The organism is Corallococcus sp. AB011P (assembly GCF_003611605.1).
Lineage (GTDB): Bacteria > Myxococcota > Myxococcia > Myxococcales > Myxococcaceae > Corallococcus > Corallococcus coralloides.
On record NZ_RAVX01000004.1, the window covers coordinates 119,711 to 134,625 of the forward strand.

At 71.8% G+C, this 14,915-nt stretch carries 10 protein-coding genes; all 10 read left to right on the top strand.

The window, feature by feature from the left end:
- Position 1 precedes the first annotated feature (1 nt).
- The gene (locus tag D7X30_RS13805) at positions 2 to 1,933 is read left to right on the top strand and encodes a type IIA DNA topoisomerase subunit B (protein WP_120563388.1); all 1,932 of its coding nucleotides are present in this window, start codon (positions 2 to 4) and stop codon (positions 1,931 to 1,933) included.
- Positions 1,934 to 2,027: 94 nt separating this feature from the next.
- Entirely contained in the window at positions 2,028 to 3,491 is a 1,464-nt protein-coding gene (locus tag D7X30_RS13810; protein ID WP_120563389.1) for a PEGA domain-containing protein, read from the top strand.
- Positions 3,492 to 3,519: 28 nt separating this feature from the next.
- Entirely contained in the window at positions 3,520 to 4,728 is a 1,209-nt protein-coding gene (locus D7X30_RS13815; RefSeq protein ID WP_120563390.1) for a PEGA domain-containing protein, read from the top strand.
- Between the two features lie 48 nt (positions 4,729 to 4,776).
- Entirely contained in the window at positions 4,777 to 7,263 is a 2,487-nt protein-coding gene (sppA, locus tag D7X30_RS13820) for a signal peptide peptidase SppA (RefSeq protein ID WP_120563391.1), read from the top strand.
- Between the two features lie 259 nt (positions 7,264 to 7,522).
- Positions 7,523 to 9,121 (top strand): transcription termination factor Rho, encoded by a 1,599-nt coding sequence (gene rho / locus D7X30_RS13825; protein ID WP_120563392.1) that lies wholly within the window; start codon positions 7,523 to 7,525, stop codon positions 9,119 to 9,121.
- Positions 9,122 to 9,179: 58 nt separating this feature from the next.
- On the top strand, positions 9,180 to 9,446 hold the full coding sequence (locus D7X30_RS13830) for a hypothetical protein (protein WP_014398393.1): 267 nt from the start codon (positions 9,180 to 9,182) through the stop codon (positions 9,444 to 9,446).
- 4 nt (positions 9,447 to 9,450) lie between these two features.
- Positions 9,451 to 11,343 carry a DUF4129 domain-containing protein gene (locus D7X30_RS13835; protein WP_120563393.1) on the top strand — a complete coding sequence of 631 codons (1,893 nt, stop codon included), beginning with the start codon at positions 9,451 to 9,453 and terminating at the stop codon, positions 11,341 to 11,343.
- On the top strand, positions 11,336 to 12,613 hold the full coding sequence (locus tag D7X30_RS13840; protein WP_120563394.1) for a DUF4350 domain-containing protein: 1,278 nt from the start codon (positions 11,336 to 11,338) through the stop codon (positions 12,611 to 12,613). Before D7X30_RS13835 ends, D7X30_RS13840 begins: the two co-directional genes overlap by 8 nt.
- On the top strand, positions 12,610 to 13,611 hold the full coding sequence (locus D7X30_RS13845; RefSeq protein WP_120563395.1) for a MoxR family ATPase: 1,002 nt from the start codon (positions 12,610 to 12,612) through the stop codon (positions 13,609 to 13,611). Before D7X30_RS13840 ends, D7X30_RS13845 begins: the two co-directional genes overlap by 4 nt.
- Positions 13,608 to 14,915, top strand: coding sequence for a DUF58 domain-containing protein (locus tag D7X30_RS13850; protein WP_120563396.1), 1,308 nt, complete (start codon positions 13,608 to 13,610; stop codon positions 14,913 to 14,915). Before D7X30_RS13845 ends, D7X30_RS13850 begins: the two co-directional genes overlap by 4 nt.

A 14,915-nucleotide genomic window follows, 5' to 3' on the forward strand; every position in this document is an offset into this window, starting at 1 on the left:
CATGGCGACCAAGAAGGAAAGCTACACAGGCGCGGACATCCAGGTCCTGGAAGGCCTGGAGCCGGTGCGCAAGCGCCCGGCCATGTACATCGGTGGCACCGACAGCACGGGCTACCACCACCTCCTCTGGGAGATCGTCGACAACTCGGTGGACGAGGTCATCAACGGCTTCGCGTCCCTCATCGAGGTGACCCTCCACAAGGGCGCGAAGTCCATCACCGTCGTGGACAACGGGCGCGGCATCCCCGTGGACATGATGCCCAAGCACAAGAAGCCCGCCGTGGAGGTCATCCTCACGACGCTGCACGCGGGCGGCAAGTTCGAGCAGGGCAACTACATCCACTCGGGCGGTCTGCACGGCGTGGGCAGCTCCGTGGTGAACGCGCTCACCAGCAAGCTGCTCATCGAAATCAAGAAGGACGGCAAGCGCCACGTGCAGTCGTACGCGCGCGGCAGGGCCACCAGCGCCCTCAAGGTGGAGGGCCCCGCGCGCGGCACCGGCACGTCCATCACCTTCGAGCCGGACGCGGAGATCTTCGGCGAGAAGCAGAAGTTCGACGCGGCCCTGGTGCGCGAGCGCCTGGAGGCGAAGAGCTACCTGCACAAGGGGATGACGGTCGTCTGGAAGGACGAGACGGCCACACCCGCCGTGTCGGAGACGTTCAAGCACGACGGCGGCATCGCCGAGTACCTCACCAAGGTCGTGTCGGAGCGCCAGAAGCCCATCGTCCCCGCGGGCGGCACGCCGTTCTACTTCTCGCGCGACAACGAGGTCCGCCTGGAGGTGGCGCTGGCGTGGACGGAGGCCACGGACGAGCACATCCGCTCGTACGTCAACGGCATCCCCACGAACCTGGGCGGCACGCACGAAGCGGGCTTGAGGGCCGCCATCGTCAAGGCGATGCGCAACTACATCGAGACGCACGGCCTGACGCCCAAGGGCGTGACGCTCACCGCGGAGGACATCCGCGAGGGCATCACCGCCATCCTCTCCGTGTACGTGGTGGAGCCCCAGTTCCAGGGACAGACGAAGGGCCGCCTCAACAACCCGGAGACGACGGCGCAGGTGGACAGCGCCGTCCGCCCGGTGCTGGAGAAGTGGTTCAACGACAACAAGTCCATCGCGGAAGCGCTGCTGGCGCGCATCATCCTGGCCGCCCGCGCGCGTGAAGCGTCCCGCGCGGCCTCCGCCGCCATCAGCCGCAAGTCCGCGGTGAGCCACCGGTTGAACCTCCCGGGCAAGCTGGCGGACTGCTCGTCCACGGACCCGGCGTCCAGCGAGCTGTTCATCGTGGAAGGTGACTCCGCAGGTGGCTCCGCCAAGCAGGGCCGCGACCGGCGCACCCAGGCCATCCTCCCCCTGCGCGGCAAGGTGCTCAACGCGGAGCAGGCGTCCACCGACAAGGTGGCCACCAACAAGGAACTCCAGGACATCGTCAGCGCGCTGGGCTGCGGCATCGGGTCCGACTTCGACATCACGAAGCTGCGGTACGGCCGCGTCTTCCTGCTGATGGACGCGGACAGCGACGGCCACCACATCGCCACGCTGCTGCTCACGTTCTTCTACCGGCACCTGCGGCCCCTGATTGAGGCGGGCGCGGTGCACATCGCCCAGCCGCCGCTGTACCGGGTGGACATCGGCAAGGAGACGTACTGGGCCCTGGACGAGCCGGACCGCGACCGCATCATCCGCGAGAAGGCCAAGGGCAACGCCAAGCCCAACATCATGCGCTTCAAGGGTCTGGGCGAGATGACGGCCGACGAGCTGAAGCAGACGACGCTCGACGCGAAGAACCGCATCAGCCTGCGCGTGACCATCGACAACGCGCTGGAGACCGACCGCATCATCAACGACCTGATGGGGAAGGACGTCTCGGCGCGTTACAAGTTCATCACCGAAATGGCGGGTGAGGTCCAGGAGTTGGACGTCTGAGAAAGTGGAAGTCCCCGCACACCCGGGACGGGTTCGCCCGTCCCGGGGAGGCATTGGTCTTCCGCCCCGCTGGTCGGCTAGCATCCGCCGAATCGTGAACACCACCCGCCTTGCCCTGACTGTCGCGCTCGCCTGCGTGCTGAGCGCTCCCGCCGCCGACGCCGCCACCAAGCGGAAGTCCGCCGCGAAGAAGAAGCGCCCCGCCGCCACCAAGAAGGTCCCCGCGACCGTCCCCGAGGACACCTTCACCCCTCCGGATGAAGTGGCCCCCGTGTCGGACGCGCCGGTGGCGCCCAAGGCGGCCGCCCCGGCGCCCCTCGCCCCGGCCACGCCCGCCGCTCCGAAGAAGGTGGTGGATGCTCCGGCCCCGGCGGTGCGCGCGGCGCCGGCCAACGCGGTGGCCATCTTCGGCGTGGCCCGCCAGCCGGCCGCCGCGGACTCCGCGGCGAAGCTGGAGGACACGTTCACCCGGCGGCTGGGCAGCGCGGGCGACGTCCAGTTCGTGGACCTGGCCACCGCCTTCCCGCCCCCGGAGCCCCAGGGCAACCCCCGCGCTGACGCCCTCTTCGACGAGGGCCGCGCGGCGTACGACAACCTGGACCCGGACTCCGCGGCGGTGAAGTTCAAGGCGGCCGCGGAGGCCTACGTGCAGCGCCCCGGCGACCTGCGCCCGGAGAAGCTGGGTGAGACGTACCTCTTCCAGGGCGCGTCCCAGTTGCTCAACGGCGACGTGGCGGGCGCGAAGGCGGCCTTCACGAACGCGCTGCTCGCGGAGCCGTCGCTGACCCCGGACGCGAGCCTCTTCGGCCAGGACGTGCAGCGGGTGTTCTCCGAGGCGCAGAGCGAGCTGAACGCGCAGCCTCAGGGCACGCTGGTGGTGAACACCCAGCCGCAGGGCGCACGTGTGCTGGTGCGCGGCCGCGACGTGGGCACGACGCCGCTGGCCGGCGCGAAGCTGGCCCCGGGCCGCTACCCCGTGCAGGTGGTGCTGCCGGGCTACGCCCCGTTCGCGACGTACGTGGAGGTGAAGCCGTCCGCCCCCACGGAGGTGAAGACGAAGCTCGGCTCCGCGCCGGGCCTGTCCGCGCTGCGTGACGCGGCGACGAAGGCCGGCACGGAGGCCGCCTTCGACGCGGACGGCACGCCGCCGGAGGTGGGCGCCATCGCCGAGCGGCTCAACGCGCGCTACGTGGTGCTGGCGGCCACGTTCCAGGACAAGAAGGGCCGGCTGCACGGCGAGGTGCAGGCATGGGACGTGCGCACCAAGAACCGCCTGCGCGGCGTGGAGGTGGACTTCGGCAAGCGCGACGGCAAGGGCAGCGCGGACTACGCCGCGGACCAGGTGCACACCTTCCTCACCGGCGCCGCGTTGCCCCAGGGCCGCGAGGACTCGAAGGAGCCGCTCGTGTCCAGCGACTCCGTGCTGCGCAAGCCCTGGTTCTGGGCGGCGGCGGCGGGCGTGGCGGCCGTGACGGCGGGCGTGGTGTACGTGGCCACCACGGACCGCGGCCCCGGCTTCAACCCGGTGAACGGTCTGCCCGGTGGAATTTCCTTCTAGCCCGGGCGTCAAGCGCACAGGACTCCTCATGAAAGCCCTTCCGCTCGCGCTCGTGCTGCTGCCCGCCCTGGCGCTGTCCGCCTCGTCCCAACCGGGCCGCATCTCCGCGCTGCTCATCCCCATGGACCCGTCGTCCGAGTCCTCGGGGGTGCAGATGGAGAGCTACATGAACGACGCGCTCGGCAACTTCGCCAGCTACTCCGTGCGAAAGCCGCGCGACCTCTTCGGTCTGCCGGACGACCCGTCCGCGCAGGCGTCCTTCCAGCGCGCGAAGAAAGGCTACGAGGAGAGCGTCAAGGCCTTCGAGGCGCGCGAGTACGAGGACGCGGAGCGCAAGGTGCGCGCCACCCTCAAGGAGCTGGACGGCTCGGTCGCGGCGATGACGTCCTGCTTCCCGCTGTGCGACGCGCTGGCGCTGCACGGCGCCATCCTCCAGCTGCGGGGCGACGCGGAGGAGGCGAAGCTGCTGCTCATCGACCTGATGGCGCTCAACCCCACGTTCGAGCTGAACCCCAAGCGCTTCAGCCGGGAGTTCATCAGCCTGCGCGTGCAGGTGGCCACCAGCCGCCCCTCGCAGCTGCGCGGCAGCGCTACCTTCAAGTCCCGGCCCGCGGGCGCCCGCGTCTACGTGGACGGGGAGCCGGTGGGCTACACGCCGCTGACGCTGCCCACGCTGCCGGTGGGCAAGCACCTGGTGCGCATGGAGCGGCCGGGCTTCCGCCAGTTCGGGCAGATCGCGGAGGTGACGCCGGACGACGTGGACGTCGTCGCCTCGCTGGTGCCCACGGCCACCTACAAGGCCTATGACGCGCAGCTGGACAAGGTGATTCCGGACGTGTCGCGCCCCAGCGACAAGCCGGCCAACGCCATCGTCTCGCTGGGCAAGTCGCTGAGCCTGGACCGGGCGATGGTGGGCACCGTGCGAGTCATCCCGGAGCGGGGCACGGAGCTCTCAGTGGGCCTCTTCGACCTGAAGAGCGGCAAGCGCCTGGGTTCGCGCAAGCTGGTGCTCCAGGGCGACGAGTACGGACAGCTCAAGTCGGAGATGGAGCGCATCGTCAACCAGCTCATCAACAGCGAGGGCGAGCAGGTCCAGAAGAAGCGCGACCCGCTGGACAACCGCAGCGGCGCGGAGGACTGGGGTTCGGAGGACCGCGGAGGCAACTCCCGACAGTCCGTCAAGAAGCACTCCGGGGATGATCCGCTGGACGACGTGTCGGGTACCGAGGACTGGTGACACGCGGCGCTTGTCCCGGGACGGCTCGCACCTAGAGTCCCGGGCCGTATGCGCCACCTGCCGCTGCTCGCCCTCCTCCCCAGCCTCGCGCTTGCCCAGACGGGCGCCGTCGACCGCGCCCCCGTCCCACCCCTGGGCATCACCCTGCCGCCCACCAACGCGGCGCTCATCGACGAAGCGCCCGCCCTCTCCCTCAACCCCGCCGGCCTGGGGTTCCAGGACGCGGGGCAGCTCTTCTACCTCCACGAGCGGAACCTCCAGTCCGACTCCGTGGGCGACGCCGTGTTCCTGGGCACGCGCCTGCTGGGCCTGGGCGCGGGCTTCTCCCTGGAGTGGATCCGCGGCGAGAACGCGCCGGACTACCGCAAGACGTCCTTCGGCCTGTCGCTGGGGCCTCGCACGCTGCAGCTGGGCGCCGCGCTGCACGACTTCAGCAGCTCGGATGACCACCGCATCAGCGGATTGACGAGCTGGGACGTGGGCCTCACCGCGCGCCCCTTCCGCTTCCTGTCGCTGGCCGCGGTGGCCAGGGACCTGAACGCGCCGGAGCAGGACGGCCTCAAGCTGCAGCGCCGCTACAACTTCGGCCTGGGCCTGCGCCCGCTGGGTGAGCGCTACACGCTGGGCGTGGACTGGCTCTTCGCGGAGGGAGGCTTCCGGGAGGGACTGGCCACGTACACGCTCCAGGCGGAGGTGGTGCGCGGCCTGCGGCTGAGCGGCGGCCTGTCCCACGGCTTCGTCAGCGGCATTCCCCTGGCGCTCCAGCTCGCGGCTACGGTGGACCTGGGCCACGCGGGCCTGACGTACGCGGCGGGCGGCGCGGGCAGCGGCCTGGACCACGTGCTGCAGGTGCGCCTGTCGTCGGAGCGCTACCGCTCCCTGCACGGCGGCGGCGGCGTGGTGGCGCTGCTCGACTTGGACGACATGCTGGCCGGCGGCGTGAGCCCCGCGCTGGCCATCCTGGGCGTGAGCGAGGTGGACCCGTACCTGCGCCTGATGAAGTTCCTGGACCTGGCCACGCGCGACGAGCGGCTCAAGGGCGTGGTGGTGAAGATGGAGGGTCTGCCCGGCGTGGGCTGGGGCACGGCGGAGGAATTGCGCCAGTCGCTGCTCAAGCTGCGCGAGGCGGGCAAGAAGGTCGTGGTGGTGATGCTGTCCGGGGATGACCGCGGCTACCTGGTGGCGTCCGCGGCGGACAGCGTCTACGCGCTGACGGAGGCGTCGCTGCCCATCAACGGCCTGTCCGCCACGGTGACGTCGCTGGGCGGCACCATGGAGAAGCTGGGCGTGACGTGGGACGTGGCGCGCGTGGGTGAGTACAAGACGGCGATGGAGCAGTTCACCCGCTCCGACATGAGCCCCGCGGAGCGCGAGACGCTGGACGCGTACCTGGACTCCCAGGTGACGCACTACGTGAAGGCCGTGGAGGCGGGGCGCAAGCTGCCCCCGGAGCGGCTGCGCGCCGCGTGGGCCCAGGGCATCCTGTCCTCCAAGCGGGCGCAGGCGGCGGGCCTGCTGGACGGCGTGGTGTCCGCGACGGAGCTGGACGCGCGCGTGGCGGAGTGGTTCCCGGGCATGCGCTTCCACCCGACGTACTCGCCGCGCGAGGAGCGCGAGGACCGCTGGGGCCTGCGCCGCCGCATCGCGGTGGTGCCGGTGCTGGGCGACATCACCGGGGGCCGCAGCCGCGAGGACCCGCTGGGCTTCGCGCGGCTGGCGGGCGCGGAGACGGTGGTGCGCGCGCTGGAGGAGGCGCAGGAGGACCCGTCCGTGGTGGCCATCATCCTGCGCGTGGACTCCGGCGGCGGTGACGTGCTGGCGTCGGACCTGATGTACCGCGCGGTGCTGGAGGCGAAGAAGCACAAGCCCGTCATCGCCTCCATGGGCGACGCGGCGGCCTCCGGCGGCTACTACGCGGCGATGGCCGCGGACGAGGTGCTGGCGGAGCCCACGACGCTGACGGGCAGCATCGGCGTCTTCTACCCGAAGCCCGCGCTGGAGGGCCTGGGCACCAAGCTGGGGGTCAACCAGGAGACGCTCAAGCGCGGCGACATGGCGGACCTGCTGGAGTGGTGGAAGCCGTGGACACCCGAGCAGCAGGCCGCGGTGCAGACCTGGGTGGACGACTCCTACGACACGTTCATCACGGAGGTCGCCCGCGTCCGGAAGATGGACAAGGCGAAGGTGGACACCGTGGCGCGGGGCCGGGTGTGGAGCGGGAAGGACGCGCTCGCCCGGGGGCTGGTGGACGGGCTGGGCGGCATGCCGGAGGCCATCGCGTCGGCGCGCAAGCGCGCGAAGGTGGCCCCTTCGGAGGAGGTGGACCTGGACGTCATGGGGGACGCGCGCGGCTTCCTCTCCGGGCTGGGCGGAGAGCCCGGCGTGCACGCGCTGGCGGGGGTGCTGCTGCCCGCGCTGCCGGAGCGCCCGCCAGAGGCACTGGCCGTGCTCGCCCGGGAGGTGGGGCTGGGTTCGCCCGAGCTCCTGCGCCCTGGCCTGAAGGCCATGATGCCCTTCCGCGTGCGCATCCGCTGAAAGGCCCCCAGGGAGGTCTCCCGGTGGACAGGCCACGCACTCGGGCGGCGAAAATGCGGGCGCCCCATCCGGGCGCTCTGTTAGGGTGGTTAGTGCCTCCCGGCCGGCGCTAGGGCCGTCGGGGGGTTTCAGGAACCGGCGGTTTCGGCCTTCTCGCAGGCCCCGCGTCCGGCTTCCTGTCCCAAAACCTGCTTCCTGACGTCCCCGGCGGGCCCTCTCACGGCCGCCGCCCTCAAAGGGCCGTCACGCGTGGAGCCCCATGAGCGAGAATTCCGACAACCCCGAGACCCGCAACCCGCCGCCCCCTCCCGCGGCCGCCCGTCCTCCCCCGCCCCCCGAGGCGGACGACGACGGCGGTGACGACGAGGGCGACGAGGGCCCCGACGACGGTGATGCCTCCGCGGGAGGCGCCGGCCAGAACGGCGCCCCCGGAGCCGCTGGCCAGGGCGGCCGCCGCCGCCGTCGCCGCCGCCGCCGCCGTGGCGCGCAGGTGCACCTCACCCCGGAAGGCCAGGCCTACCGCATGCAGGCGGGTCCGGACGGCCAGCAGGTGCAGGTCTTCCTGACGCCGCAGGAGCTGGAGCAGTACCGCCAGCGCCAGGCGCAGCAGCAACAGCAGCAGCCCCAGGGTGGCGGCCAGCCGCAGGGCCAGGAGAACCGCCCGCAGGACGGCGGGCAGCCGCAGCCGCAGCGGCACGAGCACCCGCGTCATCAGCAACAGCAGCGCGGCGGCGGACACGCCCAGGGCGCGCCGCAGCAGAACCTGGCGCCCGTGGAGGGCGTGCTGGACACGGAGGCCAAGGGCCCCAACGCGTTCCTGCGTCAGGTGAAGCGCAACCTGCTGGCGTCGCCGGACGACCCGGAGCTGCCGAAGAACCTGGTGCAGAAGCTGCGCCTGCGGCAGGGCCAGTACCTCACCGCGTTCGCGCAGATGCGCGGCCACAAGGGCGTCATCCAGAAGGTGGACACGGTGGACGGCCGCCCGCTGGAGGGCGCGCCCCGGCTGCCGCACTTCGCGGACCTCACCTCCGTGGACCCCACCGAGCGGCTGAAGCTGGAGAACGGCCACAAGGAGATGGTCACGCGGGTGCTGGACCTCATCGCGCCCATCGGCAAGGGTCAGCGCGCGCTCATCGTCGCCCCGCCCAAGACGGGCAAGACGATCATGCTCCAGCGCATCGCCCAGGCCGTCATCCAGAACCACCCGGAGTGCCACGTCATGGTGGTGCTCATCGACGAGCGCCCGGAAGAAGTGACGGACATGCGCCGGAGCATCAAGGCGGAGGTCATCGCCTCCAGCTCCGACCGGCCCACGGGCGACCACCTCAAGGTCGCGGAGCTCGCGCTGGAGCGCGCCCGCCGGCTGGTGGAATCCGGCAAGGACGTGGTCATCCTCCTGGACTCCATCACCCGCCTGGCGCGCGCCTACAACAAGGAAGTGGACAGCTCCGGCCGCACCATGACGGGCGGCGTGGACAGCCGCGCCCTGGAGCGCCCCAAGCGCATCTTCGGCGCCGCGCGCGCCACGGAGGAAGCGGGCTCGCTCACCATCATCGGCACGGCGCTCATCGACACCGGCAGCCGCATGGACGAGGTGATTTTCGAGGAGTTCAAGGGCACGGGTAACTCCGAGGTCACCCTGGACCGCCTGCTCGCGGAGAAGCGCGTCTTCCCGGCCATCAACATCCCCCAGTCCGGCACTCGCAAGGAGGAGAAGCTCTTCACCCTGCGCGAGTACGAGAAGGTGAAGAAGCTGCGGCAGATGCTCTTCGCCGTGAAGCCGGTGGAGGCCATGGAGGCGCTCGTCAAACGGCTCGGCCGGTACACCTACAACGACGAGTTCTTCGACGAGATGTAGGCCGTGCCCGCCCGCGCGGGGGTGGTGTGGCGAGCCCTGGATTGCGTAAGGTGAGCGCATGATTCAGGGCTCGGGCCGCTGCCACTACCACCCGGACCGCGCGGGCCTGGGCGTCTGCGTGGAGTGCCGGCGCGTCATCTGCCGCGAGTGCACCACGCAGTTCGAGGGCATCAACCGCTGCGCCAGCTGCCTCGACACGCGCCGCAAGGCGCTGGAGGGGCCGCCCCCCCGGCGCGAGTGGAGCGTGGCGCACGTGGTGCTGGCGCTCGTAGGCGTCGTGCTCGTGTGGGGCGGCGTGCTGTTGGCGGCGCACGCGGTGGGCTAACGCGATGGCCGTCTCCGCATTGGAACTGCGCCCCCGGGGTCCGGTGGCCTTGATGGACGCGGCGCTGCGCCTGTGCGCGCGTGACGCGGGCGTGTGGGCGCTCACGCTGCCGGGTGGCGCGGCGGTGGTGGCCGCGCTGCTGCACCTGTTGGACGCCGTGGATCATGGGCGCTCCCCCACCCTGCCCGCGCTGTACGTGACGCTCGCGTGGTTCCTGCGGGGCGTGGGCCAGGGCGCGGCGTGCCACTACGTGCAGGAGGTGCTGCTGGGCGCGAAGGCGGAGCCATCCGTGCGCCAGTCCCTGCGCGCGGCGTTGGCGCGGCTGCCCAGCCTGTTCATTGCCGTAGCGTACCTGGCGTTCTTCAACGTGCTGACGTTGACGTTCTCGCTGGGTATCGCGCTGTTCCTCCTCTCCGCGCAGGGCGTGGGCTACGCGGCGACGATGCAGGGCCGGGGCAGCCCGTTGAAGCTGTACGCGGTGGGCTCGCGGCTGCTGGGCCCGTCGCGCGGGACGGCCACCGCGGTGCGCTGGCTGATGAGCGTACAGGTGCTGGTGTTCCTCAACCTGCACGTGGGGCTCAACTTCCTGCTGTACCTCGGGCGGCGGCTCGTGGGCATCGACCTGACGTTCGCGGAGCGGTTCGCGTCGTTGGACAATCCGCCGTGGCTCGTGTTCCTCGCCGCGACGACGTTCGCCCTCTTCGAGCCCCTGCGCGCCGCGACCGCCACGCTGCTGCTGGTGGACGGACGCGTGCGGCAGGAAGGCCTGGACCTGCTGGCCGCCGTGCAGCAGCTCCCGGAGCGGAGCACGCAGCGCGGGGGGCTCGCATCCAAGGGCGTGGCCGCGGCGTTGCTGCTGGCCACGGGGCTGCTCCTAGCGGCCCCCGCGCCGGTGGAAGCCGCGCCGGAGGCCTCCGCGCCCGTGGACCGCAAAGCGCTGCGCGCCCGGCTGGAGAAGGTCGCGACGGAGTGCGAGCTGCCCGAACAGGTGGAGGGCACCTCGCTCCGTGACTTCGACGCGCTGAACGCACGGGAGACGGTCAAGCTCGAGCGCTTCGTGCGCCACCTGGAGCAGCTGGCCTACGACGACGAGGACTGCGAGACGGCGGCGATTGCGCTGGAGAACGGGCTCGCGCAGGTGACGGCCACGGCCGAGGCCCAGGCGCGCGTGGACGCCCGTGCGGCCACGGACCGGGCTCGGGCCATCCTCGCGCGGCCGGAGTTCCAGGAGCGCCCGGAGAAGGCCCCGGCCGAACCCAAGGAGGAAGAGGTCCCTCCTCCGGAGTCGAGCTGGTGGCGCCGCTTCATCGACAAGCTGGGCGAGTGGCTCAGGGACTTCTTCAAGCGCAACAACCCACAGCCCCAGTCACGGGAGACGGCCGTGCCCGTGAGCGGCGGCGCGGCGGCGAACGCGCTCGTCGTGATGCTGGTCGCGCTGACGCTGGCGGTGCTGGGGGTGGTGGTCGTGAGCGTGCTGCGGCGCAAGCGCGACGGCTCGGGCCCGGCGCTGGAGGTGCGCACCATGGACGCCGCGGCGCTCGCGGGCAGCCCGGACCACGCGCTGTCGCGTCCGCCCGAGGGCTGGGCGCACCTGGCCGACGCGCTGGCCGCCAGGGGGGAGTACCGCGAGGCGGTGCGCAACCTGTACCTCGCGCTCCTGTCGCGCCTGCACCGCGACGGCGCCATCCACTACGACGAGACGCTGTCCAACTGGGACTACCTGCGCGCGTTCCGGGGCCGCCCGGAGGTGAAGGCCCCGTTCCGCGAGCTGACGCGCCGCTTCGACTTCGCGTGGTACGGCAACGTGCCCGTGGGCGCCGACGGCTACACCGAGTTCCGCGCCATCACCGCCCCGCTGCTCGCCGCGCCGACCGCGCAGGAGGCCGCCGGTGCGTGACCGTTTCCCGCTGCTCGTGCTGGGAGGCCTGCTGCTCGCGGGTGTGCTCGGGACGTTCCTGGTGCGCGGCGCCCAGCGCGGCGGCTTCGCGGATCCGCTGTCCACCTTCCGCGCGGAACCGGACGGCGCGCGCGCCCTGTACCTGCTCGCGCAGGAGAGCGGCCTGCCGGTGACGCGCAACATGGCGGACCTGCGCCTGCTCACCGGCCATGAGGCGCTGGTGCTGCTCGCGGTGGAGGTCCAGGACTCGCACGAGGAGGATCCGGATCAGACGCGGCTCGCCTCGGATCCGGATGCGGGCGTGGACGACGAGGAGGCTCCGCACCAGGGCTTCAACGCCATCCGGGCGCAGCAGCTGGACGACGACGAGGTGGAGCGCGTGCTCTCCCATGTCCGCGCCGGTGCCTCGCTCGTGTACGTGCCCTGGGGGTCGCGGGAGAACGCGCTCCTGGATGAATTGGGCGTGAAGCTGGACAAGGCGGACGTGACGCTGCCCATGCGCACGCTGGTGCCATCGCTGCCCACGCCATACACGCTGGGCGTGGAGCGCGTGGAGGCGAAGGTCCAGGCCTACCTCCGGCTGCCGGAGGGCGCCGTCACGGTGCTCGAGGATGAACGCCTGGGCTTCCCGGTGGCGGCGGTGATTCACGCGGGTGCGGGCCGGGTGCTCGTGGTGGGCGCCCCCGAGCTCGCGATGAACCCGGCGCTCGCGAGAGCGGACAACGCGCAGTTCTGGCTGAGCGCGCTGGAGGCCCTGGGCCCCGGCCCCTTCGCCTTCGACGAGTTCCACCACGGCTTCACCAACGAGCGCTCGCTCGTGGACTTCGCGCGCCGCTACGGCCTGCACTTCGCCGTCGCGCAGCTGCTCCTGGGCGTCGTGCTGTGGGCGGGCGCGCTGAAGCGCTTCGGCCGTCCGCTCCCTCCGCCCGAGTCCATGCGCGTGGGCGCCACGGACGCCCTCTTCGCCATGAGCCGCCTGTACCGCGAGGGCCAGCACCATGGCTTCGCCGCGGGACTCATCTCGCGCGGCCTCACGCAGCAGCTGGCGCCGCTCGCGGGCCTGCCTTCGCACTCCACCGCCGCCGCCGTCGCGGAAGGGCTGCGCACGCGCGGACGCCAGGACCTGGCGGACGGGCTGCTCGACGTGGCCCGCCAGTCCGAAGCCGTCCAGAGGGACGCTGACCTCCAGGCCCTCGCCACTTCCGCCGCGCACGTGCGCGAGCGCATCCACCCCGCCGGCACCGGCCGGCCCCGCCCCGGAACCCCATGAACGCCCCGCCCTTCTCCCCTCCTCCCTTCCCGGACACCGGCAACGCCGTGCGGTCCGCGAACGCCATCCGCGAGGGCGTCCTCGCGGAGGTGCGCAAGGCCGTGGTCGGGCAGGACGAACCGCTGGAGCTGATGCTCTGCGGGCTCGTGGCCGGCGGGCACATCCTCCTGGAGGGCGTGCCCGGCGTGGCCAAGACGCTGATGGCCAAGGCGCTGTCGCGCAGCGTGGGCGCGGAATTCAAGCGCATCCAGTTCACGCCGGACCTGATGCCCGCGGACATCCTGGGCACCAGCGTGTTCGACCTGAAGTCCCAGGCCTTCGTGCTCGCGCGAGGCCCCATCTTCACGGACCTGCTGCTGGCGGACGAAATCAACCGCGCCCCGGCGAAGACGCAGTCCGCGCTCCTGGAGGCCATGCAGGAGCGCGCCGTGTCGCTGGAGGGCAAGAACCTCCAGCTGTCACCCATGTTCACGGTGTTCGCCACGCAGAACCCGGTGGAGTCGGAAGGCACGTACCCGCTCCCCGAGGCGCAGCTGGACCGCTTCCTCCTGAAGATCGACGTGGGCTACCCCGCGCCGGAGGAGGAGGACGCCATCCTCGAATCCGTGCACCGGGGTTTCGATTCGGGCGACCTGGCGCGCGCGGGCGTGAACGCGGCGGTGACGAAGGACGACCTGCTCCAGGCCCGCGCGGCGCTCAACACGGTGAACGTGGAGCCGCCGGTCCTCGGTTACATCCGCAAGGTGGTGGCGGCGACGCGCAGCTCGCCCAACATCCGTCTGGGCGCGGGGCCGCGCGCGGGCGTGCACCTGCTGCTCGCGTCGAAGGCGCTGGCGGCACTCAGGGGCCGCGACTTCGTCACGCCGGACGACGTGCGCTTCCTGGTGGGCCCGGTGCTGCGCCACCGCCTGCTCCTGTCGCCGGACGCGGAGCTGGACGGGGCCTCGTCCGCGGACGTGCTGCGCGAGGTGGTCCAGGGCGTCGAGGTCCCCCGGTGATTCCCTCCGAGCGCCTGTGGGGGCTGCTTGCCCTGCTCGCGCTGCCCATGGCGCTGGCGGGCTTCTTCCCGGGCCTGGGCGGCGCGGTGCTGGCGTTGGACGCGCTGGCCGTGGCGCTGGCCGCGTTCGACTTCCTCCAGGCCCGCCGCGTGCGGCTGGAGGTGGAGCGCCTGCTGCCGGAGCGCCTCAACGTGGGCGTGGCCAATCGCGTCGAGCTGCGCCTGGTGCACCGGGGCGGAGGCACGGTGGAGGTGCGCGTGAAGGACGACGCGCCGCCGTCGTTCACCCCGGAGCCCTCGGAGGCCACGCTGCGCCTCACGCCGGACAGCCAGACGCAGTGGGTGTACCGGGCCACGCCCACGAAGCGCGGCAAGTTCAGCTTCGGCGCCGTGCACGTGCGCGTGAGGGGGCCGCTGGGGCTCGTCTCGCACGAGCGCACCTTCCCGGCCGAGCGCTCCGTGTCGGTGTACCCGGACCTGCGAGGGGCCCGCAGGCTGCTGTTGTCCGGCGCGGCGCTGGACCTGGTGAATCTGGGGCTCAGGCAGCTGCGGCGCGACGGCCAGGGCAGCGAGTTCGCGCGCCTGCGCGACTACACCCAGGGCGACAGCGTGCGCGACGTGGACTGGAAGGCCACCGCGCGCCGGGGCAAGCCGGTGACGCGGGTGTTGGAGTCGGAGCGTTCGCAGGCGCTGATCATCTGCGTGGACGCGGGGCGCTCCATGGCGGCCCAGGTGGACGGCCTCACCAAGTTGGATCACGCGGTGAACGCGGCGCTGTTCCTCGCGTTCGTGGCCATCCGCAACGGGGACCGCGTGGGCCTGGCGCTCTTCGCGGACGGAGTGAAGGCCTACCTGCCGCCCGCCGCGGGCCGGGGCCAGTACCGCAAGCTGGTGGACACGCTCTACTCCGCGACGCCCAGCCTCACGTATGTGGACTACCTGGCGCTCTTCAAGGAGCTGAACGTGCGCCTCAACCGGCGCAGCCTGCTGTGCGTCTTCACGGACTTCCTCGACGAGGAGCAGGCCGGAACGCTGGTGGCCCCGCTGCACCGCCTGGCGCGCCGCCACGTCCCCCTGTGCCTGTCCGTGAAGGACACGGCGTTGCAGAAGCTGCTGCGCACGCCGCCGTCAGGGCCGGAGGAAGCGTTCCAGCACGCGGTGGCGTCGGAGCTGCTCACGGACCGCGAGGTGCTCAAGGCGCGCGTGAGCAAGGGCGGCGTGCAGATGCTGGACGTCGCGCCCGACGAACTGAGCCTCGCGGCCGTGAATCGGTATCTCGACATCAAGGCGCGCGGCGTCCTCTAG

Coding starts and splice junctions, on each gene's coding strand:
- D7X30_RS13830 (WP_014398393.1), top strand. CDS start 9,180: ATGATTCAGGGCTCGGGCCGCTGCCACTACCACCCGGACCGCGCGGGC.
- D7X30_RS13815 (WP_120563390.1), top strand. CDS start 3,520: ATGAAAGCCCTTCCGCTCGCGCTCGTGCTGCTGCCCGCCCTGGCGCTG.
- D7X30_RS13845 (WP_120563395.1), top strand. CDS start 12,610: ATGAACGCCCCGCCCTTCTCCCCTCCTCCCTTCCCGGACACCGGCAAC.
- rho (WP_120563392.1), top strand. CDS start 7,523: ATGAGCGAGAATTCCGACAACCCCGAGACCCGCAACCCGCCGCCCCCT.
- D7X30_RS13805 (WP_120563388.1), top strand. CDS start 2: ATGGCGACCAAGAAGGAAAGCTACACAGGCGCGGACATCCAGGTCCTG.
- sppA (WP_120563391.1), top strand. CDS start 4,777: ATGCGCCACCTGCCGCTGCTCGCCCTCCTCCCCAGCCTCGCGCTTGCC.
- D7X30_RS13835 (WP_120563393.1), top strand. CDS start 9,451: ATGGCCGTCTCCGCATTGGAACTGCGCCCCCGGGGTCCGGTGGCCTTG.